Source organism: Streptomyces sp. NPDC058663 (genome assembly GCF_042716745.1).
Taxonomy (GTDB): Bacteria; Actinomycetota; Actinomycetes; order Streptomycetales; family Streptomycetaceae; genus Streptomyces.
Genome location: NZ_JBHXRV010000025.1, coordinates 44,001 through 70,847, shown reverse-complemented (window position 1 = coordinate 70,847; position 26,847 = coordinate 44,001). Strand labels below are relative to the sequence as shown.

The 26,847-nt window shown below is 72.9% G+C and carries 26 protein-coding genes; 25 read left to right on the top strand and 1 reads right to left on the bottom strand.

The window, feature by feature from the left end; genetic code table 11:
- Positions 1 to 17 precede the first annotated feature (17 nt).
- The 14 genes from ACFWVV_RS19695 to ACFWVV_RS19630 all read left to right on the top strand — a co-directional run bounded on the left by ACFWVV_RS19695 (position 18) and on the right by ACFWVV_RS19630 (position 14,210).
- Positions 18 to 1,193: a nucleotide disphospho-sugar-binding domain-containing protein gene (locus ACFWVV_RS19695; protein ID WP_384352384.1), complete on the top strand. Its 1,176-nt coding sequence runs from the start codon at positions 18 to 20 to the stop codon at positions 1,191 to 1,193.
- Entirely contained in the window at positions 1,190 to 2,194 is a 1,005-nt protein-coding gene (gene rfbB, locus ACFWVV_RS19690; protein WP_384352381.1) for a dTDP-glucose 4,6-dehydratase, read from the top strand. Before ACFWVV_RS19695 ends, rfbB begins: the two co-directional genes overlap by 4 nt.
- 25 nt (positions 2,195 to 2,219) lie before the next feature.
- Positions 2,220 to 3,710 carry an FAD-dependent monooxygenase gene (locus ACFWVV_RS19685; RefSeq protein WP_384352378.1) on the top strand — a complete coding sequence of 497 codons (1,491 nt, stop codon included), beginning with the start codon at positions 2,220 to 2,222 and terminating at the stop codon, positions 3,708 to 3,710.
- Between the two features lie 97 nt (positions 3,711 to 3,807).
- Positions 3,808 to 4,929 (top strand): DegT/DnrJ/EryC1/StrS family aminotransferase, encoded by a 1,122-nt coding sequence (locus tag ACFWVV_RS19680; RefSeq protein ID WP_384352376.1) that lies wholly within the window; start codon positions 3,808 to 3,810, stop codon positions 4,927 to 4,929.
- Positions 4,922 to 5,662, top strand: a complete 741-nt coding sequence (locus tag ACFWVV_RS19675; RefSeq protein WP_384352373.1) for a class I SAM-dependent methyltransferase — start codon at positions 4,922 to 4,924, stop codon at positions 5,660 to 5,662. The genes ACFWVV_RS19680 and ACFWVV_RS19675 overlap by 8 nt, the downstream gene beginning before the upstream one ends.
- A complete protein-coding gene (locus tag ACFWVV_RS19670; RefSeq protein WP_384352370.1) occupies positions 5,659 to 6,270 on the top strand; it encodes a dTDP-4-dehydrorhamnose 3,5-epimerase family protein in 612 nt (203 codons plus the stop codon). The genes ACFWVV_RS19675 and ACFWVV_RS19670 overlap by 4 nt, the downstream gene beginning before the upstream one ends.
- On the top strand, positions 6,261 to 7,268 hold the full coding sequence (locus tag ACFWVV_RS19665) for an NAD-dependent epimerase/dehydratase family protein (RefSeq protein ID WP_384352367.1): 1,008 nt from the start codon (positions 6,261 to 6,263) through the stop codon (positions 7,266 to 7,268). Before ACFWVV_RS19670 ends, ACFWVV_RS19665 begins: the two co-directional genes overlap by 10 nt.
- Positions 7,265 to 8,662, top strand: coding sequence for an NDP-hexose 2,3-dehydratase family protein (locus ACFWVV_RS19660; protein WP_384352364.1), 1,398 nt, complete (start codon positions 7,265 to 7,267; stop codon positions 8,660 to 8,662). Before ACFWVV_RS19665 ends, ACFWVV_RS19660 begins: the two co-directional genes overlap by 4 nt.
- A gap of 104 nt (positions 8,663 to 8,766) precedes the next feature.
- Positions 8,767 to 9,678, top strand: coding sequence for an alpha/beta hydrolase (locus ACFWVV_RS19655; RefSeq protein ID WP_384352360.1), 912 nt, complete (start codon positions 8,767 to 8,769; stop codon positions 9,676 to 9,678).
- 10 nt (positions 9,679 to 9,688) lie between these two features.
- Positions 9,689 to 10,975, top strand: coding sequence for an MFS transporter (locus ACFWVV_RS19650; protein WP_384352357.1), 1,287 nt, complete (start codon positions 9,689 to 9,691; stop codon positions 10,973 to 10,975).
- The gene (locus ACFWVV_RS19645; protein WP_384352354.1) at positions 10,972 to 11,877 is read left to right on the top strand and encodes a 4'-phosphopantetheinyl transferase family protein; all 906 of its coding nucleotides are present in this window, start codon (positions 10,972 to 10,974) and stop codon (positions 11,875 to 11,877) included. The genes ACFWVV_RS19650 and ACFWVV_RS19645 overlap by 4 nt, the downstream gene beginning before the upstream one ends.
- Positions 11,865 to 13,421 (top strand): acyl-CoA carboxylase subunit beta, encoded by a 1,557-nt coding sequence (locus ACFWVV_RS19640; protein ID WP_384352351.1) that lies wholly within the window; start codon positions 11,865 to 11,867, stop codon positions 13,419 to 13,421. The genes ACFWVV_RS19645 and ACFWVV_RS19640 overlap by 13 nt, the downstream gene beginning before the upstream one ends.
- A gap of 40 nt (positions 13,422 to 13,461) precedes the next feature.
- Positions 13,462 to 13,695, top strand: a complete 234-nt coding sequence (locus ACFWVV_RS19635) for an acyl-CoA carboxylase subunit epsilon (protein ID WP_384352348.1) — start codon at positions 13,462 to 13,464, stop codon at positions 13,693 to 13,695.
- A 32-nt stretch (positions 13,696 to 13,727) separates the two neighbouring features.
- A complete protein-coding gene (locus ACFWVV_RS19630) occupies positions 13,728 to 14,210 on the top strand; it encodes a nuclear transport factor 2 family protein (protein ID WP_384352345.1) in 483 nt (160 codons plus the stop codon).
- A gap of 98 nt (positions 14,211 to 14,308) precedes the next feature.
- Here the strand turns inward: ACFWVV_RS19630 and ACFWVV_RS19625 are convergent, their stop codons facing one another.
- Positions 14,309 to 14,971: a TetR/AcrR family transcriptional regulator gene (locus ACFWVV_RS19625; RefSeq protein WP_384352343.1), complete on the bottom strand. Its 663-nt coding sequence runs from the start codon at positions 14,969 to 14,971 to the stop codon at positions 14,309 to 14,311.
- 88 nt (positions 14,972 to 15,059) lie between these two features.
- Between ACFWVV_RS19625 and ACFWVV_RS19620 the strand changes: the two genes are divergently transcribed.
- The 11 genes from ACFWVV_RS19620 (at position 15,060) to ACFWVV_RS19570 (ending at position 26,704) form a co-directional block, all read left to right on the top strand.
- Positions 15,060 to 16,616 carry an MFS transporter gene (locus ACFWVV_RS19620; RefSeq protein WP_384352340.1) on the top strand — a complete coding sequence of 519 codons (1,557 nt, stop codon included), beginning with the start codon at positions 15,060 to 15,062 and terminating at the stop codon, positions 16,614 to 16,616.
- A complete protein-coding gene (locus tag ACFWVV_RS19615) occupies positions 16,613 to 17,539 on the top strand; it encodes an aldo/keto reductase (RefSeq protein ID WP_384352337.1) in 927 nt (308 codons plus the stop codon). The genes ACFWVV_RS19620 and ACFWVV_RS19615 overlap by 4 nt, the downstream gene beginning before the upstream one ends.
- 68 nt (positions 17,540 to 17,607) lie before the next feature.
- A complete protein-coding gene (locus tag ACFWVV_RS19610; protein WP_384352334.1) occupies positions 17,608 to 17,958 on the top strand; it encodes a DoxX family protein in 351 nt (116 codons plus the stop codon).
- Positions 17,959 to 18,123: 165 nt separating this feature from the next.
- Entirely contained in the window at positions 18,124 to 18,747 is a 624-nt protein-coding gene (locus ACFWVV_RS19605; RefSeq protein WP_384352331.1) for a TetR/AcrR family transcriptional regulator, read from the top strand.
- Positions 18,748 to 18,925: 178 nt separating this feature from the next.
- Positions 18,926 to 19,843, top strand: coding sequence for an LLM class flavin-dependent oxidoreductase (locus ACFWVV_RS19600; protein ID WP_384352329.1), 918 nt, complete (start codon positions 18,926 to 18,928; stop codon positions 19,841 to 19,843).
- A 54-nt stretch (positions 19,844 to 19,897) separates the two neighbouring features.
- Positions 19,898 to 21,535 carry an ABC transporter substrate-binding protein gene (locus ACFWVV_RS19595; protein ID WP_384352326.1) on the top strand — a complete coding sequence of 546 codons (1,638 nt, stop codon included), beginning with the start codon at positions 19,898 to 19,900 and terminating at the stop codon, positions 21,533 to 21,535.
- Positions 21,536 to 21,543: 8 nt separating this feature from the next.
- Positions 21,544 to 22,491, top strand: a complete 948-nt coding sequence (locus ACFWVV_RS19590; RefSeq protein WP_384352323.1) for an ABC transporter permease — start codon at positions 21,544 to 21,546, stop codon at positions 22,489 to 22,491.
- The gene (locus ACFWVV_RS19585; RefSeq protein ID WP_384352321.1) at positions 22,488 to 23,309 is read left to right on the top strand and encodes an ABC transporter permease; all 822 of its coding nucleotides are present in this window, start codon (positions 22,488 to 22,490) and stop codon (positions 23,307 to 23,309) included. The genes ACFWVV_RS19590 and ACFWVV_RS19585 overlap by 4 nt, the downstream gene beginning before the upstream one ends.
- Complete coding sequence (locus ACFWVV_RS19580; RefSeq protein WP_384352318.1) at positions 23,306 to 24,994, top strand: dipeptide ABC transporter ATP-binding protein; 1,689 nt, start codon at positions 23,306 to 23,308, stop codon at positions 24,992 to 24,994. Before ACFWVV_RS19585 ends, ACFWVV_RS19580 begins: the two co-directional genes overlap by 4 nt.
- Entirely contained in the window at positions 24,991 to 25,956 is a 966-nt protein-coding gene (locus ACFWVV_RS19575) for a glutathione S-transferase C-terminal domain-containing protein (RefSeq protein WP_384352315.1), read from the top strand. The genes ACFWVV_RS19580 and ACFWVV_RS19575 overlap by 4 nt, the downstream gene beginning before the upstream one ends.
- 130 nt (positions 25,957 to 26,086) lie before the next feature.
- Complete coding sequence (locus ACFWVV_RS19570) at positions 26,087 to 26,704, top strand: NADPH-dependent FMN reductase (RefSeq protein WP_384352312.1); 618 nt, start codon at positions 26,087 to 26,089, stop codon at positions 26,702 to 26,704.
- The last annotated feature ends 143 nt before the right edge of the window (positions 26,705 to 26,847 follow it).

Genomic DNA, 26,847 nt, shown 5'->3' with positions numbered 1-26,847 from the left:
ACCGGAGAGACATCGCCATGCGCTTGCTGTTCACCACTGTCCCCGGGCCCTCGCACATGCTGCCGATGGTCCCGCTGGCGCAGGCCGCCCTCGCCGCCGGCCACGATGTGCTCGTCGCCGCGAGCGGTCCCGCCCTGACCACTGCCGTGGCGGCCGGCCTGCACGCCGTCGCCACCGACGACGGGGCGTCGGCCGAGCCGTACGAGGACATGGTCCGCCGCTTCACGGAGACCGACGTCAGCTGGCAGCTCAGGCCCGACGAGGTCATCGCCCACGTCGCCCAGGTCTTCGCCGAGGTCGGCGCCCGCATGGCGGACGGGCTTCTCGACACGGCCGCGGCCTGGGGCGCGGACGCCGTCGTCTACACCCCGCCGGCCGTGGCCGGGCTGCTCGCCGCCCGGGCCGCCGGGATCCCCGCGGTCCTGCACGGCATCGGTACCCGGCGGCCCACCTTCCGGCCCGCACTCCAGCACCTCGCCCCCGTCGCCGAGCGGCTGGGCGTCGCCGAACTCCCCGAGGCCGAGGTCGAACTCGACCTCAACCCCGCCTCGCTCGTCCCCGTGCTCCAGGACGGCCCGCTCAGGAGCGCCGCCGCGCACGTCCTGCCGATGCGGTACGCGCCCCACACCGGCGGCGCCGTACTGCCCGATTGGGTGCTGCGCCGGGCCGACCGGCCCCGCGTCGCGGTCACCCTGGGCTCCCTGCGCACCTTTTACGGCGATGGCACGCGGCTGCTGGAGATCATCGAGGGCCTCGCGAAGCTGGACCTGGAGGTCGTCCTCACCGCCAACGGCGCCGACCTGTCGGCGCTGCCCGACCCGCTGCCCGGCCACGTGCGGGTCGTCGACTGGATGCCGCTGCGCGCCCTGCTCGCCACCTGCGACGCGATCGTCCACCACGGCGGCATGGGCACGATGTACGCCTCGTTCGACGCCGGGGTGCCCCAGCTCGCCGTGCCCATGGCGCACGACGACGGGCACGCCGCCGCCCAGGTGCTGGCCGCCCGGGGTGCGGGCCTGATGCTGGAGGGCCGCGGGGCCACCGGCGCCGACATCGCCTCCGCGCTGTCCCGGCTGCTCGACGAACCCGGCTTCCGGTCGGCGGGCCGGGACGTGGCGGCGGAGATGCGGGCCATGCCGACGCCCGCCGACACCGTCGCCGCGCTGCCCGCACTGCTCGGGAGCACCCGATGAGGATCCTGGTGACCGGGGGCGCCGGATTCATCGGCTCCCACTACGTGCGGGGGCTCCTCGACGCCCGCTATCCCGGCTCGGCCGACGTCCGGGTGACTGTCCTGGACAAGCTGACGTACGCCGGCAACCGCGCCAACCTGCCCGCCGAGCACCCGAGGCTGGACTTCGTCCACGGCGACGTCTGCGACCCGGTGCTGCTGGCGGACCTGGTGCCGGGCCACACCGCGATCGTTCACTTCGCGGCCGAGTCCCACGTCGACCGCTCCGTGCTCGGCGCCGCCGAGTTCGTCAGGACCAACGTGATGGGAACGCAGCTCGTGCTGGACGCCGCGCTCGCCGCCGGCGTGGAACGGGTCGTGCACGTGTCCACCGACGAGGTCTACGGGTCGATCGAAGAGGGCTCGTGGACGGAGCAGTGGCCGCTGCGGCCCAACTCCCCCTACGCCGCCTCCAAGGCGGGCTCCGACCTGCTGGCCCGTGCCTTCTGGCGCACCCACGGCCTGGACGTCTCGGTGACCCGCTGCTCCAACAACTACGGGCCGCACCAGCATCCCGAGAAGATGATCCCCCGCTTCGTCACCCACCTGCTGCGTGGCGAACCGGTCCCGCTGTACGGCGACGGCCGCAACCGGCGCGAGTGGCTGCACGTCGACGACCACTGCCAGGCCATCCACCTGGTCCTCAACCGGGGCCGGGCGGGCGGGATCTACAACGTGGGCAGCGGCAACGAGCTGACCAACCTGGAGCTGACCGAGCGGATCCTCGCCCTGTGCGGGGCCGGACCCGCCATGATCCGCCGGGTCACCGACCGCAAGGGCCACGACCTGCGCTACTCGCTCGACGACAGCAGGATCCGCGAGGAGCTCGGTTACGCGCCCCGTATCGCCTTCGACCAGGGGCTCGCCGAGACCGTCGCCTGGTACCGCGACCACCCGGACTGGTGGCGCACCGCGGGAGCCGCGGCAGCGCTACCGCTGCCCGAACCACACCTAGCCAGCTGACAGCCAACGGACAGGAGGAACGTTCGTGGACACGGACGTCATCATCGTGGGTGCCGGGCCCACCGGACTCATGCTGGCCGGCGAGCTCCGCCTCGGCGGGGCACGGGTCGTCGTGGCGGAATCGCTCGGGGCACCCACGGGGCAGTCCCGCGGCCTCGGCTTCACCGCCCGCGCGATGGAGGTCTTCGACCAGCGCGGCCTGCTGCCCGGTTTCGGCCACCTGGAGACCAGCCCGGTGGGCCACTTCGGCGGGGTGCAGTTCGACTACACCGCGCTGGAGGACGCGCACTTCGGAGCCCGCGGCGTACCCCAGTCGCAGACCGAGGCGGTCCTTGAGGAGTGGGCCTCTTCCCTCGGCGCGGACATCCGGCGCGGCTGGGAGTTCAGCTCCCTCACCGACCACGGTGACGGCGTGGAGATCACCTTCCGCACGGCGGAGGGTGAACAGCGGCTGAGGGCCGCGTACCTGGTGGGCTGCGACGGCGGGCACAGCGCGGTGCGCGGCGCGGCCGGGTTCGACTTCCCCGGGAGCCCCGCCACCCGCGGCATGTACCTGGCCGACGTCGTCGGCTGCGATCTCAGGCCCCGGTTCCTGGGCGAGAAGCTGGCCAACGGCATGGTGATGGCCGCCCCGCTGGGCGAGGGCGTCGACCGTGTCATCGTCTGCCCGCACGGCGCCCCGGTCCGGGACCGCTCCGAGACGGTCACGTTCGAGGAGGTGGCCGCGGCCTGGCAGCGCATCACCGGCGAGGACATCTCGCACGGCGGCGCCGTCTGGGTCAGCTCCTTCACCGACGCCACCCGCCAGGTCACCGAGTACCGGCGCGGCCGGGTGCTGCTCGCGGGCGACGCCGCGCACATCCACCTGCCGGCCGGCGGCCAGGGCCTGAGCACCGGTGTGCAGGACGCCGTCAACCTGGGCTGGAAACTGGCAGCCGAAGTGGCGGGCTGGGCCCCCGAGGGGCTGCTCGACTCGTACCACACCGAGCGGCACGCGGTCGGTGTCCGGCTGCTGAACAACACCCGGGCGCAGGGGACGGTCTTCCTCGGCGGTGAGGAGGCCGATCCGCTGCGCGAGCTGTTCACCGAACTCCTCACGCACGACGAGGTCAAGAAGCACCTGGCCGGCTCGGTGAGCCACCTCGACATCCGCTACGACCTCGGGCCCGGTGAGCACGGTGAGCACCCCCTGCTCGGCCGCCGGCTGCCGCCGCGCGCGTTGCGCACCTCCGCCGGCACCACCACCGGCACCGCCGAGCTGCTGCACTCCGCCCAGGGCGTGCTGATCGACCCCACGGACGACGCGGAGCTGCACCGCACCGCGGCCGGCTGGAAGGACCGTGTGGTCACCGTCGTCGCCGCCCCCGACGAGGCGCAGACCCGCTCGGACCCCTTCGCCGGGGCCGCCGTGCTCGTACGGCCGGACGGATACGTCGTCTGGACCTCGGCCGACGGCGCCGGGGCCGAGTCCGCGCTGCGGCGCTGGTTCGGGCCGTCCACGGCCGACGCGAGCTGATGTGCACCGCGGGACCGGGCCCGGACCGGACGGCCCCGGCCCGAACCGACCCCGGCCCCGGTCCGGCCCCGACCAACGTCAAGCAGAAGGAGATCGCGTGACCACCCGAGTCTGGGACTATCTGGCGGAGTACGCCGAGGAGAAGGACGACATTCTGGACGCCGTGCACACGGTGTTCGGGTCGGGGCAGCTGGTGCTCGGGGAGAGCGTCAGGGGCTTCGAGAGCGAGTTCGCCGCCTACCACGCACTGCCCTACGCCACCGGTGTGGACAACGGCACCAACGCCCTCAAGCTTGCCCTGCAGGCGCTCGGCGTCGGCCCAGGCGACGAGGTCGTCACCGTCTCCAACACCGCCGCGCCCACCGTCGTGGCGATCGCGGGCACCGGCGCCACCCCGGTGTTCGTCGACGTCCGGGAGGACGACTTCCTCATCGACGTCGACCAGGTCGAGGCCGCCGTCACCCCGCGCACCAAGGCGCTGCTCCCCGTCCACCTCTACGGCCAGAGCGTCGACATGGCCCCGCTGCGGCGGATCGCCGAGCGGCACGGGCTGAAGATCCTGGAGGACTGCGCCCAGTCGCACGGCGCCCGCCACCACGGCGAGCTCACCGGCACCGCGGGGGACGCGGCCGCCTTCTCCTTCTACCCCACCAAGGTGCTCGGCGCCTACGGCGACGGCGGGGCCGTGGTCACGGCGGACGAGTCGACCGACCGGGCCATGAAGCAGCTGCGCTACTACGGCATGGACAAGGCCTACTACGTGGTGCGCTCGCCGGGCCACAACGCCCGCCTGGACGAGGTGCAGGCGGAGATCCTGCGCCGCAAGCTCCCCCGGCTCGACACCTACGTCGCCGGCCGCAACGACGTCGCACGCCGTTACGAGGAACGCCTCGGTGACCTCGCCGGCGAGGGAGGGCTGCTGCTGCCGCGCACCAGCCCCGGCAACACGCACGTCTACTACGTCTACGTCGTCCGCCACCCCCGGCGCGACGCCGTCATCGAGGCACTCAAGGCGTACGACATCCACCTCAACATCAGCTACCCGTGGCCCGTGCACACGATGAGCGGCTTCGCCCACCTCGGATACCCGGAGGGCTCCCTGCCGGTGACCGAGCGGCTGTCCCGGGAGATCTTCTCCCTGCCGATGTACCCGTCGCTGACCAGAGGCCTCCAGGACAAGGTCGTCGACGCCCTGCGCGAGGTGCTCGCCCGTGTCTGAGAACGCCGGGATCTACGACGTCGGCGAGATCTACGACGCCATCTACCACGGCCGCGGGAAGGACTACCCCGCCGAGGCCGCGGTCGCTGCCAAACACATCCGCGCCCGCCACCCCGGCGCCGCCTCCCTGCTCGACGTGGGCTGCGGCACCGGAGGCCACCTCGTCCACCTCGCCGAGGAGTTCTCCGAGGTGCGGGGGATCGATCTCGCCGAGGGCATGCTGGAGGTGGCGCGCCGCACCATGCCGCACGTGCCGGTCGAGCGCGCGGACATGCGCGACTTCGACCTGGGCGTCCGCTTCGACGCCGTGGTGTGCCTGTTCGCCGCGATCGGCAACCTCTCCGGTCAGGAGGACCTCGACGCCACCCTGGCGTCCTTCGCCCGCCATCTCGTGCCGGGCGGGGTGGTCCTGCTCGAACCCTGGTGGTTCCCGGAGAACTTCACCCCCGACCATGTGGGCGGCAGCGTCGTCACGCACGACGGCACCACCGTGGCCCGCGTTTCGCACACCGTCCTGCACGGGCCGGGCGACGCCAGCCGGATGGACGTGCACTACGTCGTCGCACGGCCCGGTCAGGGCATCGAGCACTTCACCGACACGCACGTCATGGCCCTCTACAGCCGCGAGAGCTACGAGTCGGCCTTCGCCGGGGCCGGACTCACGGTGGAGTTCGTCGAGGGAGAGTACGCCGGCAACGGCCTCTTCATCGGCGTCAAACAGGAAGGCGTGTGAGCGTCGTGCAGGTGCACAAGCTGGGCATCGAAGGTGCCTTCGAATTCACCCCCGCTGTCTTCAAGGACGACCGGGGCCTGTTCTCCAGCCCCTTCCAGGCGGCCGCGTTCGCCGGGGCGACCGGCCGGCCGCTGTTCCCGGTCAAGGACATCAGCCACAACCTGTCGGCCGCCGGCGTCCTGCGCGGCGTCCATTACACCGCCACCCCGCCCGGCCGGGCCAAGTACGTCTACTGCCCGCACGGCCGGGTGCGGGACTACCTGATCGACCTGCGGACCGGCTCGCCCACCTTCGGGGCCTGCGAGACGACCGAGCTCAGCGGCGACGACGGCCGGGCCCTGTACGTCCCGGTCGGCGTCGGCCACGCCTTCCTCTCCCTCGAGGACGACTCCATGGTCGTCTACGTCATGTCCGAGGGCTACGTCCCGGAGAACGAACGCGCCGTCTCCCCGCTCGACCCCGAACTCGGCCTGCCGCTCCCCGAGGGGCCGCCGCCCGCCCAGTCGGAGCGGGACCGGTCGGCGCCCACCCTCGCCGAGGCCCGTGAGCGGGGCCTACTGCCCTCCTACGAGGCATGCCTGGAAGTGGAGGCACAGCTGTGGCCGTGACACCCCCGCTGGTCGTGCTGCTCGGCGCCACCGGCTTCGTCGGCTCCGCGGTGCTGCGCGAGCTCACCGCGACGCCGGTCCGGATCCGGGCCGTCTCCCGCCGCCCGGCCGTGGTCCCGGCGGGTTCCGAGAACAGGGTCGAGGTGTACCCCGCCGACCTGACCGCACCCGGCGCGGTCGCCGAGGCGCTCGACGGCGCCGACGTCGTGGTCCACGCCCTGCTGTACAGCTCCGGGGCCACCACCTGGCGCGTCGAGGACGGCGACACCGGCGCCGAGCGGCTCAACGTCGGCGTGGCCCGCGACGTCGTCGAGGCCCTGCGCGCCCGCCGCGCCGCGGGCGCCCCACCGGTGCGGGTGCTGTTCGCGGGCGCCGCCTCGCAGGTCGGCGCACCCGACAAGGACGTGCTCGACGGCACGGAGACCGACCGGCCCAAGGGCGAGTACGACCGGCAGAAGCTGCGTGCCGAGGAGCTCCTGCTGGCCGCGGACGCCGAAGGCGTCCTGCGCGCCGCCTCCCTCCGGCTGCCCACCGTCTTCGGCTACGGCCCGGCCTCTACGGCCCGGGACAAGGGGGTCGTCTCCACCATGGTGCGCCGCGCCCTGTCCGGGGAGCCCTTGACGATGTGGCACGACGGAACCGTGCGGCGCGACCTGCTGTACGTCGAGGATGCCGCCCGCGCGTTCGCCGCCGCCCTGGACCACGTCGACGAGCTGGCAGGCCGGCACTGGCTGCTCGGCACCGGGGAGGGCCGCCCGCTCGGCGAGGTGTTCCGCACGGTCGCCGACCTGGCGGCCGCACGGACGGGTGAGCCGCCCGTACCCGTGGTCTCCGTGGAGCCGCCCGCGCACGCCGAGACGGGCGACTTCCGCAGCGTCACCGTCGACTCCTCCGCCTTCAGGTCCGTGACCGGCTGGCAGCCGGCCACGGACCTGGACGAGGCGCTGCGCCGCACGGTGGCGTTCCAGGCCGACGGCGGCGAAGAGGCCCTGTCGTGACCGCGCCCGCCACCTTGGCGCCGTCGCTCAGGCCGCGCGCCGATCCGGACCTGGCCCTCCGGCTGGCCCGCTCGGCGGCCGCCGAGGACGGACACTTCCTGAGTACGGCCGACGTCGACGCCTGGCTCGCCGACCGGGCCCGCGCCCACCGCTTCCGGGTGGACCGGGTCCCGCTCAGCAGCCTGGAGGGCTGGTCCTTCGCCGAGGGCACCGGCAACCTGGTGCACCGCACCGGACGGTTCTTCAGCGTCGAGGGGCTGTCCGCCTCGGTCAGCGAGGGGCGGGCCCGCAGCTGGCAGCAGCCCGTCATCCGGCAGCCCGAGGTCGGCATCCTCGGCATCCTCGCCAAGGAGTTCGACGGTGTCCTGCACTTCCTGATGCAGGCCAAGATGGAGCCGGGGAACCGCAACCTGCTCCAGCTGTCCCCGACCGTCCAGGCGACCCGCAGCAACTACTCGTCCGTGCACGGCGGTTCACGGGTGCGGTACCTGGAGTACTTCGCGGGCGCGGGGGGCGGCCGGGTCCTCACCGACGTGCTCCAGTCCGAGCACGGTGCCTGGTTCTTCCGCAAGTCCAACCGGAACATGCTCGTCGAGGCCGGCGCGGACACCGACGTCCCGCCGCACGACGACTTCCGCTGGCTCACCCTCGGCCAGCTGGGCCGGCTGCTGCGCCGCGACAACGTGGTGAACATGGACTCCCGCACCGTCCTCGCCTGCTTCCCGGCGCCGGCCTCGGACGGGGGAGCGCTGCTCACCGACGCCGAGCTCCAGTCCTGGTTCACCGTCGAACGCTCCCGCCACGACGTGGACGTCCAGCGTGTCCCGCTGGCCGGCGTCCACGGCTGGCGGCACGGCGACGACGTGATCGAGCGGGCCGACGGCCGCTACTTCCGGGTGGTGGGCGTCCGCGTGGAGGCCGGCAGCCGGGAGGTCGGCGGCTGGGACCAGCCGCTGATAGAACCCACCGGCACCGGCGTGACGGCGTTCCTGTACCGCACCTTCCAGGGAGTGCCGCACCTGCTGGTCAACGCCAAGGTCGAGGCCGGGTTCCTGGACACCGTGGAGATCGCACCCACCGTGCAGGCCACGCCCGGCAACTGGGCGCACCTCCCCGCCCGGGACCGGCCGCCGTTCCTCGGCCTGGCGCTCGATCCGCGCGCCGACCGGGTGCGCTATTCAGCCGTGCACTCGGAGGAGGGCGGCCGCTTCCTCAACGCCGAGAGCCGCTACCTGTTCATCGAGACCGACGCGTCCGAGACCCCGCTGGCGCCCCCCGGGTACCAGTGGGCCACCCCGGCCCAGCTGCGCGCGCTCACCGGCCACGGCCACTACGTCAACGTCCAGGCGCGGACCCTGCTGGCCTGCCTGGACAGCGGCGCGGTACGGCTCTGAACCGTGCGCCGCGCCCCCCGCGGTGAACAGAGGCCGGAGCGGGACGGCCGTCGGCTCGACGGAGAACCGTCCCCGAGCCGTCCCCGAGGAGAGGCAAGGAACCGATGACGAAGGCCGCCCACGCGACGCCCCCGGCCGGGTTCGCCCTGTCACCCGGCGTTCGCCGGATCACCCTGGACGCGGCGGGCATCGGCCTGTCCGCGCTGCTCGCCGAGCCGGAGCACACCGCCCCGCGGGCGACCGTCGTCGCCCTGCACGGCGGCGGCATGAGCGCCGGCTACTTCGACGGACAGGCGCACCCGGGACAGTCCCTGCTCGCCCTCGGCGCCCGCCTCGGCTACACCGTCCTCGCACCGGACCGCCCCGGCTACGGCGCCTCAGCCGCCGTCCTGCCCGACGGTCTGCACCTCGCCGGCCAGGCGGACCGGCTGGCCGCCGCCCTCGACGACTTCGCCGCGACCCGGGCGACCGGCGCCGGCTTCTTCCTGCTCGCCCACTCCTACGGCGGCAAGCTCGCCCTCACCGCCGCCGCCCGCCAGGACGGCCACGGCCTCCTCGGCCTGGACATCTCCGGCTCCGGGCACCGCTACGCCGTACCGCTCGACACTCTTCCCGACGAGCACGGACACGGCCCGTGGTCCCGGAACTGGGGCAAGCTGGCCCTCTACCCGCCGGGCACCTTCCGGGACAGCGGCGCGCGGGTGGCCCCGATGCCGCTGATCGAGCGCCGGGAGGCCAGGAACTGGCCGGAGCTCTTCGCGGCGGTCGCCGGGTGCGTGCGGGTACCGGTGCGCCTCACCTTCGCCCAGCACGAGGTGTGGTGGCGGCACGACGAGCAGGCCGTGGCCGAGCTGCGACGCCACCTGGCCGGAGCACGCTCCGTCGCGATCGACGCGCTCCCGGGCGCCGGCCACAACGTCAGCCTGGGCTGGGCCGCCCGCTCGTACCACCTGCGCGCCCTCGGCTTCCTGGAGGAGTGCCTCGCCCTGCGCGAGAGCGCTCCGCCCGGACGTTGAGGGCGGCGTGATGCCCGGGCGGCGCCTCGCCACCGTGTTCGGCTCGCTGTCGGTGCGCAACTTCCGTCTCTTCGCGGCCGGTCAGCTCGTGTCCGTCGCGGGCACCTGGATGATGATCGTGGCCCAGGACTGGCTCGTCCTGTCCCTCACGGACGACTCGGCCGTGGCCCTGGGCGTGGTCACGGCCCTGCAGTTCACACCGCTGCTGCTGTTCACCCTGTACGGCGGGCGGCTCGCCGACCGCTACGACAAGCGGCTGCTGCTCACCGTCGCCAACCTGGTCTCCGCGGCGCTCGCCCTGGGGCTCGCGGTCCTTGAACTGACCGGCGGGACCCGGCTGTGGCACATCCATCTGTTCGCGTTCGCCCTCGGCACGGTCAACGCCGTCGAGGTGCCGGCCCGGATGGCCTTCGTCAGCGAACTGGTCGGCCCCCGGCTGCTGCCCAACGCCTCCGCGCTCAGCGCCGCCTACTTCAACACGGCCCGGGTGGCGGGACCGGCCGTGGCGGGCCTGCTGATCAGCGCGCTGGGGCCCGGCCCGGTGATGCTGCTGAACGCGCTGAGCTACCTGGCCACCGTGGCGGGTCTGCGGCGGATGCGCGCGTCCGAACTGCACCGGCCCGAGCGGACCACCGGGCGGGGCGGGGTCCTCGACGGACTCCGGTACGTAGGGTCCCGGCCGGATCTGCTGGCGCCCATGGTCCTGGTCGCGGTGATCGGTCTGGCCGGATTCAACTTCCAGCTGACGCTCCCCCTGCTGGCGAAGACCGTCTTCGACGCCGACGCCACGTCCTTCGGGCTGCTCACCGCGGCGTTCGCGGCCGGCTCCCTGCTGGCCGCGCTGGCCGGAACCGGCCGCCGCGGCCGGCCCCCGGCCCGTACGGTCGTCGTGTCCGCGCTGGCCTTCGGCGTGCTGGAGACCGCGGCGGGCGGGGCGCCCGGCTTCACCTCCGCCGTGGTCCTGCTGGGCCTGACCGGCTTCGCGTCGATCTACTTCGCGCAGGCCGCCAACCACCGCATCCAGCTCGGCAGCGATCCCGGCTACCGGGGACGGGTGATGGCTCTCTACACCTTGATCCTCCAGGGCTCCACCCCGCTGGGCGCGCTGCTGGTGGGCCTCCTCGCGGAGGGGTGGGGCGCTCGCTCCGGGCTGGTCGTCGGCGGCCTGGTCTGCACGGCCGCCGCGCTGGTCGCCGTGGCCGTGGAGCTCCGGCGCCGGTCCCGTCCAACTCCGCCGCCGGATCCGCGGCCGGCCCCCGTGTCCAAGGTCCCGCGCCCGACGGAGAAGGGCACATGACGCCCCGGCGGAGAGCCCCGGCCGGCCCCCGCCTCGACGTGCCGGCCGGCGACGTGCACCTGTGGGCGCTGGACGCGTCCGACGAAACCCGGGAGCCGGCGGCCGCCGGGGCGGAACTGGCCCCGTCGGAACGGCGGCGGGCGGCAGCCTTCGTGCGGCCCGCCGGGCGGCTGCTCTACGTCCGCGCGCACCTCGCCCTGCGCCGACTGCTGTCCGCGTACACCGGCACCGCCCCGGCTCTCCTGGACCTGCGCCGGGACCCCTGCCCGCGGTGTGCGGGGCCGCACGGGCGTCCCGTGCTGGCCGGTCCGGGGCTCCACTTCTCGCTCTCCCACAGCCACGGTCGCGCGCTGATCGGCGTCGCCCGGGCGCCGGTGGGCGTGGACGTGCAGCGGGTACCGGCCGCCCGGACCGTGGAACTGTGCCTGCCCGCCCTGCACGCCGAGGAGCGGCGGGAGCTGCTCGACCTGCCGGCGTCGCTCAGGCCCCGCGCGTTCGGCGAGCTGTGGACCCGTAAGGAAGCCCTGCTCAAGGGGGTCGGCACGGGGCTGAACCACGGCATCCGCGCGGCCCCCTACCTGGGCGTCCGCCACACCTCGGGCCGCTCGGCCGGGGCGCGGGACCGGCCGGCCGGCCCGCGGGGCTGGTCGGTGGTGGACCTGCCCGGCAGCCCGGACCACGTGGCCGCCACGGCGCTGTCCGCCACCGGCCCCGGCCGGGCCGTCCTGCGCGAACTGCCCGAGGACACCCTGCACCTTCCGGTCCTGCGGTCCGCCGAGCTGCTCGGCGGGCTCGACCCGGACCGGTGCACGGCGGTGCCGGCCCCCGGGCGACCGGCCGGCCCGGACCCGGCGCGTTCCGATCACGACGACAGACGACAAGGGGAGAGATGGAGACCGTGACGAGCGATCCGTTCGACGAACTGCTGCGGGTCAAGGAGGAGGCCCGCCGGGGCCCTGACGAAAAGGCCACCGAACGACAACACGCGAAGGGCAAGCTGACCGCCCGTGAGCGCCTCGAACTCCTCCTGGACAAGGGGAGTTTCACCGAGATGGAGTCGCTGCGCCGGCACCGGGCCGTCGGCTTCGGTCTGGAGGCCAAGCGGCCCTACACCGACGGCGTGGTCACCGGATGGGGCACCGTCGAGGGCCGAACCGTCTTCGTCTACGCCCACGACTTCCGCATCTTCGGCGGAGCCCTGGGCGAGGCCCACGCGAGCAAGATCCACAAGCTGATGGACCTGGCGATCGCCGCGGGCGCCCCGCTCGTCTCGCTCAACGACGGAGCCGGCGCCCGGATCCAGGAGGGTGTCTCGGCGCTCGCCGGGTACGGCGGGATCTTCCGCCGCAACACCCGCGCCTCCGGGGTCATCCCGCAGATCAGCGTGATGCTCGGTCCGTGCGCCGGCGGCGCCGCGTACTCGCCGGCACTGACGGACTTCGTCTTCGCGGTGCGGGACATCTCGCAGATGTTCATCACCGGTCCCGACGTGGTCCAGACCGTCACTGGCGAGCGGGTCACGCAGAACGAACTGGGCGGCGCGGACGTGCACGGCAGCGTCTCCGGCGTGGCGCACTTCGTCTACGACGACGAGGAGACCTGCCTCGCCGAGGTCCGCTACCTGCTGTCCCTGCTGCCCTCCAACAACCGGGAACTGCCGCAGCGGGTCCGCGGCGAGGACCCGGTGGACCGGTCCGGCGATGCCTTGCTCGACCTGGTCCCGGCCGACGGCAACCGCTCCTACGACATCCGCGCGGTGATCGAGGAGGTCGTCGACGACGCCGAGTTCATGGAGGTGCACGCCTCCTGGGCGCCCAACCTGGTCTGCGCGCTGGCCCGGCTGGACGGCCACGTCGTCGGCATCGTCGCCAACCAGCCGCTGTCCATGGCGGGCGTCCTGGACATCAGGGCCAGCGAGAAGGGGGCGCGGTTCGTGCAGTTCTGCGACTCCTTCAGCATCCCGCTGGTGACCCTCGTCGACGTGCCGGGCTTCCTGCCCGGCGTCGACCAGGAGCACGCCGGCATCATCCGGCACGGCGCAAAGCTCCTGTACGCGTACTGCAACGCCACCGTTCCGCGGATCTCGCTGGTGCTGCGCAAGGCCTACGGCGGCGCCTACATCGTCATGGACTCACGGTCCATCGGCGCGGACATCGCGCTGGCGTGGCCCACCAATGAGATCGCGGTGATGGGCGCCGAGGGCGCGGCCAACGTGGTCTTCCGCCGGGAGATCGCCGCCGCGCCGGATCCGGACGCGACGCGCTCCCAGAAGATCGAGGAGTACCGGCGCGAACTGGTCCACCCGTACTACGCCGCCGAGCGGGGCCTGATCGACGACGTGATCGACCCGCGGCAGACGCGCTCGGTGCTCTGCCGGACGCTGTCGATGCTCGTCACCAAGGACGTCGACCTGCCGCACCGCAAACACGGCAACCCGCCCCAGTGATGTCCGAGATGTCCGACCCGTCCGCCAGGAGGAGATGACCATGCTGCACACCACCGGCCTGAAGGTCCCCGGAACCCTGTTCCGGGTCGAGCGGGGCGATCCCGACGCCGAGGAACTGGCCGTTCTCACTGCCGTCCTGCTGTCCCGCGCCGCCGCTGCCGGCGCCGAACCGGACGGCCCTTCCCCCCGCCACCGGGTTACGGCCGGCTGGCGGCGCCCGGAGCGCACCGCCGCCTTCGGAGTTCCGTGCGGCTGGCGTTCGGCCGGCCGTTGACCACCGCTTCCGCCCCGTCTGAGAGGACCGTCATGACCACGCCCGAGGAACTCGCCCAGTTGCACACCCGGATACGGCGGCTCACCGACCGCACCGAGGTGACCGAGGTGTGCGACCGCTACGTCGTCCACCTGGACCGGAGCCGGCACGACGACGCCTGGTTCGGGTCGGTCTTCACCGAGGACGTCCACCTCGTCTTCCCCTTCGGCGAGTACAAGGGCTTCGAGGGGCTCGCGGGCTTCCAGCAGATGGCCCGTACGACTTTCGAGCGGACCCACCACATGGCGGGGAACTACGAGGTCGAGCTCTACCCGGGAGGCGACGACGACCGGGCGCGGGTACGGGCCCACCTGACGGCGGTGCACGTCCGCCGGCGCGAGGAGCCGGCCGAACACTTCGACATCGGGGGCCATTACGAGGCCGAATTCGTGCGCACCGGCGACGGCTGGCGGATCCGGGGGTTCGCCTTCGACCTGGTGTGGAGCGCCGGACAGGGGCCGGCAGGGGGGCACTGACCCGCGGTCGGCCGGCCGCGGTGGCGGGCGGGCCGGGAGACGGCGGGCGGGGCATGCGGCAGCCCGCCGCCCCCGGGCCGCCCCCCACCCGCGCCGACTCAGGTGCGCGGCAGGTACCCGTACAGGAAGGCGTGCACGCCGGCCGTCGCCATGGCGTCCAGTTCGGCCTCGGACATCGCGTCCGCGCCGGCCTTGCTCCGGCCCCAGGTGTTGGTCACGAGCACCACGAAGTGCTGGGCTGCGAAGTCGACGTCCGTGACCCGCAGCAGCCCGCGTTCGGCGAGAAGGGACATGCCGGCGGCGAGGGAGCGCTGGACGCGCCGCGGCCCCTCCTCCTGCCAGGCGTCGCGCAGGTGGCGCGGGAAGTCGTTGCCCTCGGTGCTCATCCGGCCGACGATGGCGAAGTGGTCGGCGAACTCCGGACGGGGCCGCACCCAGTCCCGTGCCAGCCTGATCAGGTCGGCCTCCAGATCCTCGGCGCTCGCGATGTCGCCGAGGTGACGCAGAGTCATCGCTCCGTGCGCGGCGGCCACCTGTTCGGTGCTGTCCGCGAGGACGGTGGCGAACAGTTCCTCCTTGCTGACGAAGTGGTTGTAGATGGTGCGAGTGGAGACGTCCGCCCTGGTGGCGATCACCTCGATGCTCGCACCCGCGTAACCGGCCTGGCCGAACACCTCCCGTGACGCGCGCAGGATGGCCCGCCGTTTCTCGGAGCAACCTCCGCGTTGCCGGGCTGTCCCCATCTCTCGGGTGTCGGTCATCGTGCCGCCTCCTCGTGTGTTGCTTCGCCTCGCCCCGACATTACAACGACCCCTTTACTCAGTCGCGTACACGTTGTACTTTACCCACATGCTCCAGTCACGGAAGCCCGACGGTACCGAGGAGTCCTCCGGCGCGCCCCCCTCTCGCACCAAGGGCCGGGTCAAGGCGGGACTGACCCTCGGCTCCGTCCTCCTCGGCTATCTGATCGTCCCGATGGCCATGTCCGGCACCAGCGTCGCGCTCCCCCGCATCGCCGCCGACCTCGGCGGCAGCGGTGGAGCCCTGCAATGGGTGGTCACCGGCTACTTCCTGGCGGCCTCCTGCCTCATGCTCGTCGCGGGATCGCTCGGTGACCTCTTCGGCCGGCGCCGGATCTTCAGGATCGGGGCCGGCCTCTACATGCTCAGCACCTTCGGCGCCGCCCTGGCGCCGCACGTGCTGCTGCTCGATGTGGCCCGCACCCTGTCCGGGGTGGGGGCGGCGGGCGTGATGGCGGGCGGCGGTGCCATCCTGGCGAGCACCTTCCAGGGCGCCGCCAGGACCCGGGCCTTCGCCATGGTCGGCACCACCGTGGGCATCGGCCTCGCCTTCGGCCCGACCTTCGCGGGCTGGCTGGTCAGCAGCGTCGGCTGGCGGGAGATGTTCGCCGCGTTCGGCATCGCGGGCCTGCTGCTCCTGGCGGGCACGTTGTTCATGCCCGAGTCCGCGGCCGAGCGGCACTCACGTTTCGACGCGCTCGGCGCGGTGACGTTCATGCTCGGCATCATCGGCCTGATGTGGGGCACCAACCAGGTGGCCTCGGCCGGCTGGGCCAGCCCGAAGGTCCTCGGCTGGATCGGCGCCGGTCTGCTGATGTTCGTGGTGTTCGTCGCCATCGAGCGGCGCGCCCAGTCGCCGGTCCTCGACCTGAAGCTGCTGCGCGGCGGCCCGTTCACGGGCTGGCTGCTCGCCGCCCTCACCACGGCCGTCGGCACGGTCGGCGTCCTGGTCTACCTGCCGACGTACCTGCAGGGCGCGGGCGGCTTCTCCGCCGGGGACGCCGGGACCATGATGCTGGCGATGACACTGCCGATCCTCGTGGTGCCGCCGCTGGCCGGGAAGCTGGTCAACCAGGGCACGTCGCCCAGGCTGCTGATCATCCTGGCGATCGGCCTGATCGCCGGAGGCAACGCCTGGCTCACCGTCCTGGCCCCGGGTTCGGGCGCCGCCGAGCTGACCGGGCCGCTGCTGCTGATCGGCGTCGGCAACGGTCTGGCCGTCGCCCTCATCGACGCCCAGGCGATGGAACACGTCGCTCCCGACCGGATCGGCATGGCGTCGGGGCTGCTCAACACCATGCGCGGCGGTGCCAACGCCCTGGTCCTCGCGATCTTCGGCGCCCTCCTGGTCACCCTGATGGCGTCGTCCGTGGGCGGCCGGGAGGTGGCCGGCAGGGTCGCCGCGGGCGATCTGGGCGACGACCGGACCGAGTTCCTGACCGCGCAGTACACCGAGGCATGGCACGTCGTGCAGTGGGCGGTCGCCGCCCTGTGCGTGGTGTCGGCCCTGGTGATCCACCGTCTGATCGGCGCCCGCCCCGCGCACCGCGCGGACCCGGAACCCCTCCCGCAGCCGGCCGGAACCGGCGCGGGGGAGAAGGAGTGACCACTGTGCTCACGAAACTGCCGACGACGTCCATGGGCGGCACCGGCCTCGTGGTCCCCCTCCAGGGCCTGGGCTGCATGCGGATGACCGAAGCGGCGTCCGAGGCCGGCCGGGCCGAGGCGGGCACCGTCATCAACCACGCCCTCGACCTCGGCGCCACCATGATCGACACCTCCGACATGTACGGCCGTGGCCGCAACGAGGAGCTGGTCGGCCAGGCCCTGGGCCGCCGACGCGGCGAGGCGGTGCTGTGCACCCGGTTCGGCGTGGTCTTCACGCCCGACGGGGGGTGGCGGATGCGCGGCGACGCCGCCTTCGTCCGCTCCTCCTGCGAGGCGAGTCTGCGCCGTCTCGGCACCGACGTCATCGACCTCTACTACCTGGCCCGGCCGCACGTGGACGTCCCCCTGGAGGAGACCGTCGGAGCGATGGCCGAGCTGGTCGCCGAGGGCAAGGTGCGCCACCTGGGGCTCTCGGAGGTCAGCGGCGACGAGCTGCGCCGTGCCCACGGCGTGCACCCGATCGCCGCGGTGCAGTCCGAGTGGTCGCTGGGCGCCCGGCGCATCGAGTCGATGGTGCCGGTCTGCACCGAACTCGGCGTCGGGGTCGTGCCGTTCTCGCCCGGCGGGCGCGGGTTGCTCAGCGGCCGGCCGGACGCGACGGCGCAGTTCGACCGCACCTTCCCGGGCCGCGAGGACCTCCCCGCCGTTCTGCGGGAGATCGCCGCCGGGCACGGGGTTCGGCCCGGCCAGATCGCCCTGGCCTGGGTGCACCACCGCGCCCTGGTCTGGGGCACCCCGGTCGTCCCGATCCCCGGCACCCGCCGGGTGCCGCATCTGGAGGAGAACGTCGCCGCAGCGGTCCTCCGGCTCGGCGCCGACGAGCTGAACCGGCTCGATGCGGCGTCATCGCCCCCGACCTGATCCGCGAGCCCCCGCGAGATCACGTCCGGCCCCCGTACCCACCCGTTCGTCCACTTCCAGGAGAAGCCGTGTTCATTGCCTACGTCGTACTCGCCGTCCTGCTGTCGATCCTGCTGGTCTTCTCCGCCCGCAGCATGCTCGTCAAGGACAAGGACATCATGGAGACGCTCGACCGGCTCGGCGTGCCGAAGGGGTGGATCCCCGCGCTGGCGCTGCTGAAGTTCGCCGGCGCCGTGGGCCTGCTGATCGGCATCTTCTACCGGCCGCTGGGCATCGCCGCCGCGATCGGCGTGGTGCTCTTCTTCGTCGGCGCCGTCATCTCCCACCTGCGCGTCAAGGACGTCAAGGGCTCCCCGGTGCCCGTCGTTCTCGCCCTCCTTGCGGCCGCCCCGGTGGTCTTCGGACTCGCCACGGTGTGACGGTGCGCGGTGTGAGGGCGTGACGGCGTGCGGAGTGACGCGCGCCTTTCAGGCCCGCACGGGGACCCCGTGCGGGCCTGAACCGGCTTGACCATTGCATACCATGCGGGGTGGTGACCGTTGTTGCGACCGCCGTGGACACAAGGGCTGAAGGAGGACTGCTTCGTGGCAGGCAGGCTGGTGGAGAAGCGGGAAGCAATCATGCGCGGGGCCCGCACGGTCTTCGGTCGCGACGGGTACACGAGAACCAGCGTCGGCGCGATCGCGAAGGAGGCCGGGGTCTCCACCAGGACGATCTACAACCACTTCGAGAACGGCAAGGCCGAGCTCTTCCGGATCATCGTCGTGGAGGGCGCGGTCCAGATCCACGACGCGCAGCTCGACGTGATCGACCGCTGGCTGCGCAAGATCACCGAACTGGAGGCCGACCTCATCGACTTCGGGCGGGCCTGGGTCAAGCCGCTCGGCACCTTTCCCGACCACTTCGCGCTGGTACGGCAGTTGCGGGCCGAGGTGGGACACCTGCCGCCCGAGCTACTGAAGGCGTGGGAGGAGGCCGGACCGGTGCGGGTCGAGCGCGCCCTCGCGGAGCGCTTCCGCAGCATGGCGGAGGACGGCATGCTGCGGACCGACGACCCGCGCCAGGCCGCGGCGCACTTCCTCCAGCTGATCTCGGGAGAGATCATCGACCGCTCCTACTACGGAGCCCTGCCGCTGCCTCCAGAAGAGGTGAACGGACTCATCCGCTCCGGCGTTCAGGCCTTCCTGCGCGGCTACCTGCCGCGCTGACCGGTCTGCCGGGGCGCGGCGTGACGACGCGACATGACGTTCACCTGACGTAACCGCAGCAACATTTGCATCGGCCTCACTTGAGCCGCACGCCGGAAGCGACAAGGCTTATGGACACCGTGATGGTTGTTCATCTCCCTTCGCGCGCACCGGTGGTCAGGCACACAGAGAGGCAGCCATGTCGGCATCCGCACGCACCGTCCGGTTCGGGTTCGGCCCGTGGAGCACCGAAGTCGGTGCCGCCGCAGACGTCCTCCGGTACGCCGAACAGGCCGACCGGGCCGGACTCGACCTCTTCACCATCTCCGACCACCCCTACCTGGGCGACCGCCTCGACGCGTACGCCGTACTCGGCATCGTGCTCGGCCGCACCTCGCACCTCACCGGCGCCGTCAACGTCACCAACCTGCCGAGCCGCCCCGCACCGATGCTGGCCCGCTCGATCACCTCGCTGTCGGCGCTCTCCGGCGGCCGGGTCGCGCTCGGGATCGGGGCCGGCGGCTCCTGGGACGACATCGTGCGCCTGGGCGTGGACCGGCTCGACCCCGGGCAGGCCGTCCGGGCGCTCGAGGAGGCCGTCACCGTGATCCGCGCGCTCTCCGGGGGAGGGGCGCCGGTCACCTTCGAGGGCGAGTTCACCACCCTGCACCAGGCCGCGCCGTCCCCCGTCCCCACCCCGCCGGTCTGGACCGGCTCCGTCGGCCCGAAGTCCCTGGCCGTCACCGGGAGAGTGGCCGACGGGTGGTTCCCCGGGCACGCCTCCGACTGGGCGAGCGAGCTGTACCGCGAGTCCCGGCCGCGCATCGACGAGGCCGCGGCCGCGGCGGGACGCGACCCCGCGGACATCGAGACCATCTTCAACCTCCCCGGCCGCATCACCGACCGCCCGCAGGCCCGGACCCGGGACGAGGACGGCCGCTGGGCCGGCGGTTCCGTCGGGCAGTGGGTCGAGGAGCTGACCCGCGCCGTCCTCGAACACGGCGCCGGCGGGTTCGTGTTCTTCGACTTCGCCGATCCCGCGCCCACCGACGTCTCGCTGGGCCGCTGGGCCACGGAGATCGTCCCCGCGGTCCGCGAGGCCCTGGCAAAGGGCTGACGCCACCCCCGTAACTCGTCCCCGCCCCGCGCGTCCGGCCAGGAGGCACCACTCATGAAGGCATCCCGCAGACTCGGAGTCCTCGCCCTTTTGGCGGGGCCCACGCTCCTCCTCACCGCGTGCAACAGCGACGCGACGGGGGGCGGGAAGCCGGGCAGACCGGTCAGCGGCGGCACCCTCACCTACGCCGTCAACTCCGAACCGGTGAACCTCGACCCGCACGCCAGCTCGCAGGACGTCACCGCGCTCTTCGCGCGGCCCGTGCTCGACTCGCTCGTCTCGATGGACGAAAGCGGCAGGATCCGCCCCTGGCTGGCCACGTCCTGGGACATCTCCGCCGACGAGAAGACGTACACGTTCACCCTGCGCGAGGGGGTGCGGTTCCACGACGGGACGCCGTTCGACGCGAAAGCCGTCAAGGCCAACCTCGACCACGTCGTCGACCCGAAGACGAAGTCCGAGATGGCAGCGGGCTCCATCGAGCCGTACCGGGCCGCGAAGGTGACCGGACCGCGCACCGTCGCGGTCTCCCTCGAGCGTCCGCACGCGCCGCTGCTCGCCGCGCTCTCCACGCCGTACCTCGGGATGCAGTCGCCCGCGGCGCTGCGCGCCGGGCCAACGGCGCTCGCCCGCAAGCTGGTTGGTTCGGGGCCGTTCGTCATGGAGAGCTTCACCCCGCGCAAGGGCGCCGACTACCAGCGCAACGAGGACTACGACTGGGCGCCGGGGACCGCGAGCCGCAAGGGCCCCGCCCGGCTGAAGGGCCTCACGCTCCAGGTCATCACGGAGGACGCCGCCAGGCTCGGCGCACTCACCAGCGGCCAGGTGGACGCCATCGCGCAGGTGCCGCCGTCCGCCGTCCGCCAGTTGACCTCCGACCGGCGGCTGCGCATCACGAAGCACGCGGTGCCGGGCGGCACGTACACCTACTACCCGAACACCGGCTCCGGCCCCTTCAAGGACGCCCGGGTCCGTCAGGCTTTCCGGGACGGCATCGACTTCACCACCGTCGTCAAGGAGCTCTACTTCGGCGTGTTCGACCGGTCCCACACCCCGTTGTCCCCCAGCACCCCCGGCACCGCCCCCGGTCCGCGGCGACTGGGCTACGACCCGGAGGGCGCGGCCCGGCTCCTCGACGAGGCGGGCTGGAACGCCCGCGACGACCAGGGGTACCGGACGAAGGACGGCCGCCGCCTCACCATCCGCTGGCCGTTCGTGCAAGCCAGCGGCGCCCGCGAGCAGCGCTCCACGCTCGCCGCCCAGATCCAGGCCGAGGCGAAGAAGCTGGGCATCGAGCTGAAGCTCGTCGAGGGCACCCTGGGCGAACTCGTCCAGCAGTACTCCAAGGGCGACTACGACCTGATGGACCTGAGCTGGACCCACGCCGACGGCGACGCCCTGCGCAACCTCTTCCACTCCCGCGCAGTCTCCACCCCCGAGCGGTTCGGGCAGAACGCCGCCCGGTTCGTCGACAAGGAGACCGACCACCTCCTGGAGGAGGCCCTCGCCACCGCCGCCCCGGAGCGCCGCGAGCAGCTCTACGCGCGGGTGCAGGACCGGGTGGCCGACAAGAGGGCGGCCTTCCCCGTCTACGTCGTCAACTCGGTCGTGGGCATCTCCGCCAAGGCACAGGGCCTCGCCTGGGAACCGCAGGCCTACCCGTCCTTCCGCGACGCGTGGCTCATACCGTGACGGAGGCCATGGCAAAGACCGTGCGGCACCGCCGGCCGCAGGCGGTCCTCCTCCGCCTGGGCACCTCGGCGCTCGTCCTGTGGGGGGCGGTCACCGTCTCCTTCGTGGCGCTGCGGCTCACCCCGGGCAGCGTCGAGGACGCGCTCATCGGCACCACCACCGTCACCCCGCAGGTCCGGGCGCAGATCATCGCCGACCACGGGCTCGACCAGTCGTTCCTCGTCCAGTACGGCACCTACCTCGCCAACATGGTGACCGGTGACCTCGGGCACTCCTACCGGCTGCAGCAGTCGGTGGTTTCCGCGGTCGGTTCCCAGGCGGGCGCCTCCGTGGCCCTCGCGCTGACGGCCGTGACCCTCGCCCTGGTCGTCTCCACGGTGCTCGCCCTGCTCACAGCCCGCCGGGCCCGGTGGCTGCGCGGGTTCTCCTCGGGCGTGGAGCTGGTCGGCATCTCCGTCCCCACGTTCTGGGTGGGCATCCTGCTGCTCACCTTCTTCTCCTTCCGTCTCGGCTGGTTCCCCGCGGCCGGCGGCGAGGGCCCCGCGGGCCTCGTGCTGCCCGCCGTTGCCGTTGCCGTGCCGCTGACGGCGCTCCTCACCCAGGTCATGCGCGAGGGCCTTGAGATCGCCCTGGACGAACCGTTCGTCCTCACGGCCCGGGCCCGCGGCATGTCCGACGCCGGAGTACGGCTGCGGCACGCGCTGCGCCACGCGCTCCTGCCCGTCGTCACGCTCGCCGGCTGGATGCTGGGCAGCCTCATCGGGGCCATGGTCGTCATCGAGCAGGTCTTCAACCGCCAGGGCGTGGGGCGGCTCGTCCTCGCCGCCGTTCAGGACAAGGACTTGCCCGTGGTCATGGGGGTCGTACTGCTCAGCGCGGTCGTGTACATCACGGTCAGTGCCCTGCTCGACCTGCTGTACCGGGTCATCGACCCCCGGCTGCGGGGTACCGCGTGACCGCCCTCGCGCCGCGGATCCGGCCCGGACTGTGGTCCGCCATGGCGTTCCTCGCCCTGATCGCGCTCGCCGCCGCCGTCCCCGGTCTGCTGGCCGACGGCTCGCCCACCGCCACGGACATCGCCCACACCCTGCGACCGCCCGGCGCGGACCACCTGCTGGGCACGGACGCCAACGGGCGGGACGTCTTCACCCGCATCGTCCACGGCGCACGCCCCTCGCTCCTGACGGGCATCGGCGCCACCGCCCTCGCCGTCGTGTGCGGCACCCTCCTCGGTCTGCTGGCGGCCCTGGGCGGCCGGGCCGCCGACGAGATCGTCATGCGACTGGCCGATACGGTCCTCTCGCTCCCGAGCCTGCTGCTCGCGCTGCTGATCCTCAGCGTCACCGGGCCCGGCACGGTGGGGACGCTGTACGCCATCGCCGTCTACACCATCCCGGTGTACGCGCGGCTCGTCCGGGTGCAGACCATGGTGATCCGGCACTCCGGCTACGTCGAGGCCGCCAGGTCGCTCGGCCTGCGGGAGCCGCGCATCGTCCTGCGGCACATCGTGCCCAACGCCATCGGGCCGCTCCTGGTGCTCGCCACCATCGAGGCCGGCACCGCGATCGTCGCGGCCTCCTCGCTGAGCTACCTCGGCTTCGGCCCGCAGCCGCCCGCGCCCGAGTGGGGCGCGATGCTCGGCGCCGGACGGGACTACTTCGGCATCGCCTGGTGGGTCGCGGTGTTCCCGGGCCTCACCATCACGGCGACGGTGCTGTCGATCGTCGTCACCGGCCGCTGGCTCCAGCGGCGCCTGGAAGGGAGACCCACGTGAGCCGGACCCTGCCGCCGGACCAGCCGCTCGTCGAGGTCCGCGGGCTGTCCGTCGCGTTCGCGGCACGACGTGGCGCACCCACCCACGCCGTGCGGGACGTCTCGTTCACCGTGCGCCCGGGCGAGTGCCTCGCGATCGCCGGCGAGTCCGGGTCGGGCAAGAGCGTCACCGCGCGCAGCCTCCTCGGCCTCGCCGGGCCGGACGCCCACGTCACCGCCGAGACGCTGCGCGTCGCGGGCAAGGACGCGACCGGCTACGGCGACCGGCAGTGGCGCGCGGTACGCGGCCGGTACATCGGTCTCGTGCTGCAGGACGCCCTGGTGTCGCTCGACCCGCTGCGCCGCACCGGCCAGGAGATCGCCGAAGCCCTGCGCCTGCACCGCCCCCTGACGCGGCAGGAGGCCATGGCCCGGGCCGTCGAGCTGCTGCGTCTGACGGGCACTCCGGAGCCCGAGCGGCGGGCCCGGCAGTACCCGCACCAGTTGTCCGGGGGACTGCGGCAGCGCGCCCTCATCGCCGGCGCCCTGGCCTGCGACCCGCCGCTGATCGTCGCGGACGAACCCACGACGGCGCTCGACGTGACGGTCCAGGCCCAGATCCTGCGGCTGCTCGCCGAGCGGAAGGCGGCCGGGACGGCGCTGCTGCTCATCAGCCACGACCTCTCCGTGATCGCGCAGCTGGCCGACCGGGTGCTCGTGATGAAGGACGGCGTCGTCGTCGAGGAGGGTCCCGCCCGACAGCTGCTGACGGCGCCGCAACACCCGTACACCCGGGAGCTGCGCGAAGCCGTCCCCACGGGTCTGCGGCGCACCCGGGACCGGTTGGCCCGTCCGGTGGCGGCCGCTCATACCGGCTCGGCGGCGGCCCCCGGGGGCCCGTCGGCCGTTTCCACCGGTCCGGCGGGCCTCGACGGGGCGCTGGTCGACGCGCAGGGGCTGTGCGCCTCCTACGACGGACGGCGCGTCCTCGACGACGTGTCCTTCACCCTGGGTGAGGGCGAGACCCTCGGCCTCGTGGGCGAGTCGGGGTCCGGCAAGACCACCCTCGCCCGGCTGGTCACCGGCCTGATCCGGCCCGACGAGGGCCGAGTGCTCATCGACGGGCGGACCTGGAGCGAGCGGACGGCCCGGGAACGCAGAGAGACCCGGCGGAGCGTCCAGACCGTGCACCAGGACCCGCTGGGCTCCTTCGACCCCCGCTTCAGCGTCCGGCGGGTGCTTGACGAGGCGCTCACTGCCGCCCGCGACGAGAATCCCTCCCGGGCCTCGCGGCGGCAGCACGCCGCGGAACTGCTCGAACGGGTCGGCCTCGACGCCGCGCTGCTCGACCGCAGACCGCTGCACCTGTCCGGCGGGCAGCGCCAGCGCGTCGCCATCGCCCGCGCGCTGGCGCTGCGGCCGCGCGTCCTCGTCTGCGACGAGCCGGTGTCCGCGCTCGACGTCACGGTCCAGGCGGAGATCCTGCGGCTGCTCGACGGGCTGCGGGCCGAGCACGGTCTCGCCTGTCTGTTCATCTCGCACGACCTGCGGGTGGTGCGGGAGGTCAGCGACCGGGTGGTGGTGCTCAAGGACGGTCGTGCCGTGGAGACCGGTGACACCGAGGACGTCTTCACCGAGCCCCGCCACGCGTACACCCGCGCACTGCTGTCCGCCGTACCCGACCTGCCCGAGAAGGTGCTCACATGACCTGGACCGCGGACTGTGACGCCCCCGTCTTCGCCGGCCCCGCGGACATCGGGACGTACGGGCCGTACGGGCCGGGCCGGGTGGCCGAGAGCACCCAGGGCTGGCAGCGTCCCCGCTACCCGTTCCAGGGCCGGATCACCGCCGACGGCAGCAGCGGCCACCGCGCCGAACCGGGCCGCTACCACATCTGGGCCGCGTGGAGCTGCGGCTGGGCGCAGCGGGTCGCCATCGTGCGGAAGCTGAAGGGGCTGGAGGGGGTCGTCTCCCTGTCCTACGTGGACGACGAACGGGACGGCAGGGGCTGGGCGTTCAGGGAGCGCCGCGGCCCCGACCCGGTCGCGGGATTCCGGCTGCTCAGCGAGGCGTACGAGGCGACCGCGCCCGGCTATCCGGGCCACATATCCACCCCCGTGCTGTGGGACCGCCGCACCGGCCGCATCGTCAGCAACCACTTCGACCTCATCACCACCGACCTGTGCACCGCCTTCGACGCGTGGGCCGCCCCGGGCGTGGACCTGCGGCCGGAGCCGCTGCGCTCCGAGATCGACGAGCTGAACACCTACCTCTACGAGAACGTCTGCGACGGGGTGTACCGCGTCGACGGCGCCGCCACACAGGGGGCGTACGAGGCGTCGCGGCAGCAGGTGTGCCAGGCGCTGGAGACGCTCGACGCCCGGCTCGCTGACCGCAGGTACCTGCTCGGTGACGTCGTCCGCGAGCCGGACGTCCGGCTCTGGCCGACCCTCGCCCGGTTCGACCTCGCCTACAACCCCGTCGCCGGCGTCTGCCGCGGCGGTCTGCGGGCGTTCCCGCACCTGTGGGCGTACGCCCGCGACCTGTACCGCCTGCCCGCCTTCCGGGACACCACCGACTTCGACGCCTACCGCATGAGCCCACCCCCGGAGCGGGCCGACGGTGTCCGGCACATCGACGTCGACCCGGCGGTTCCCGGCTGGCTGTGAGGTCCAACTCCTCTGGTGGCAAGCGCTGTTCGCGACTCCCTGCTGCGAGCAATGATGGTTGCATTCCTTGCCATAGGTGTTGTACTTTCTTCATGATATTGCGTCAGTCAATGCGAAGGAAGCAGAGCCCATGACCCGGATCGCCATCATCGTCGGAAGCACTCGTCCCACGCGCCGCACTGCGGTCGCGGCGCAGTGGGTCCTCGAAGCCGCAGGACGCCACCCGGCCGTCAAGAACGAGGACGCCACCGTCGAACTGGTCGACCTGGCCGACTTCGACCTCCCCCAGCTCGACGAGCCCGAGCCCGCGGCCTTCGGCGTGTACCACCACGAGCACACCAAGAAATGGGCGAGCACCATCGCCGGGTTCGACGGCTTCATCTTCGTCACCCCCGAGTACAACGCCTCCCTCCCCGGCTCGTTGAAGACCGCCATCGACTACCTGTACGGCGAATGGGCCCACAAGGCGGCCGGCTTCGTCGGCCACGGCGTCCACGGCGCCACCCGCGCTGTCGAGCACCTGCGCGGAGTCATGGCCGAGCTGAAGGTGGCGACCGTCAGCAGCCAGGTCGCCCTCAATGTCTTCACCGACTTCGCCATCACCGACCCCACTCTCCCCGGGGAGATCACCCCCGGCGAGCACCAGGAACCCACCCTCCACGAGCTCCTCGACGACCTCATCCTGTGGTCCGAGTCCTTCAAGCAGGTCCGGCAGACGGTCGCGCAGAAGGCCGCGACCGAGGCCTGACCGCGCCCGCGTGGCACGAGACGCCGTGCCGGGTCGCCAGTGACGGCGCACCCCTGCTCCTCGCCGTCCGGCCGGGGCCCCCCCCCCCGGGGGGCCCCGCCGTGGCGCCCCCCCCCCCGCCCCACGCGGGCCCGCCCGCCGGG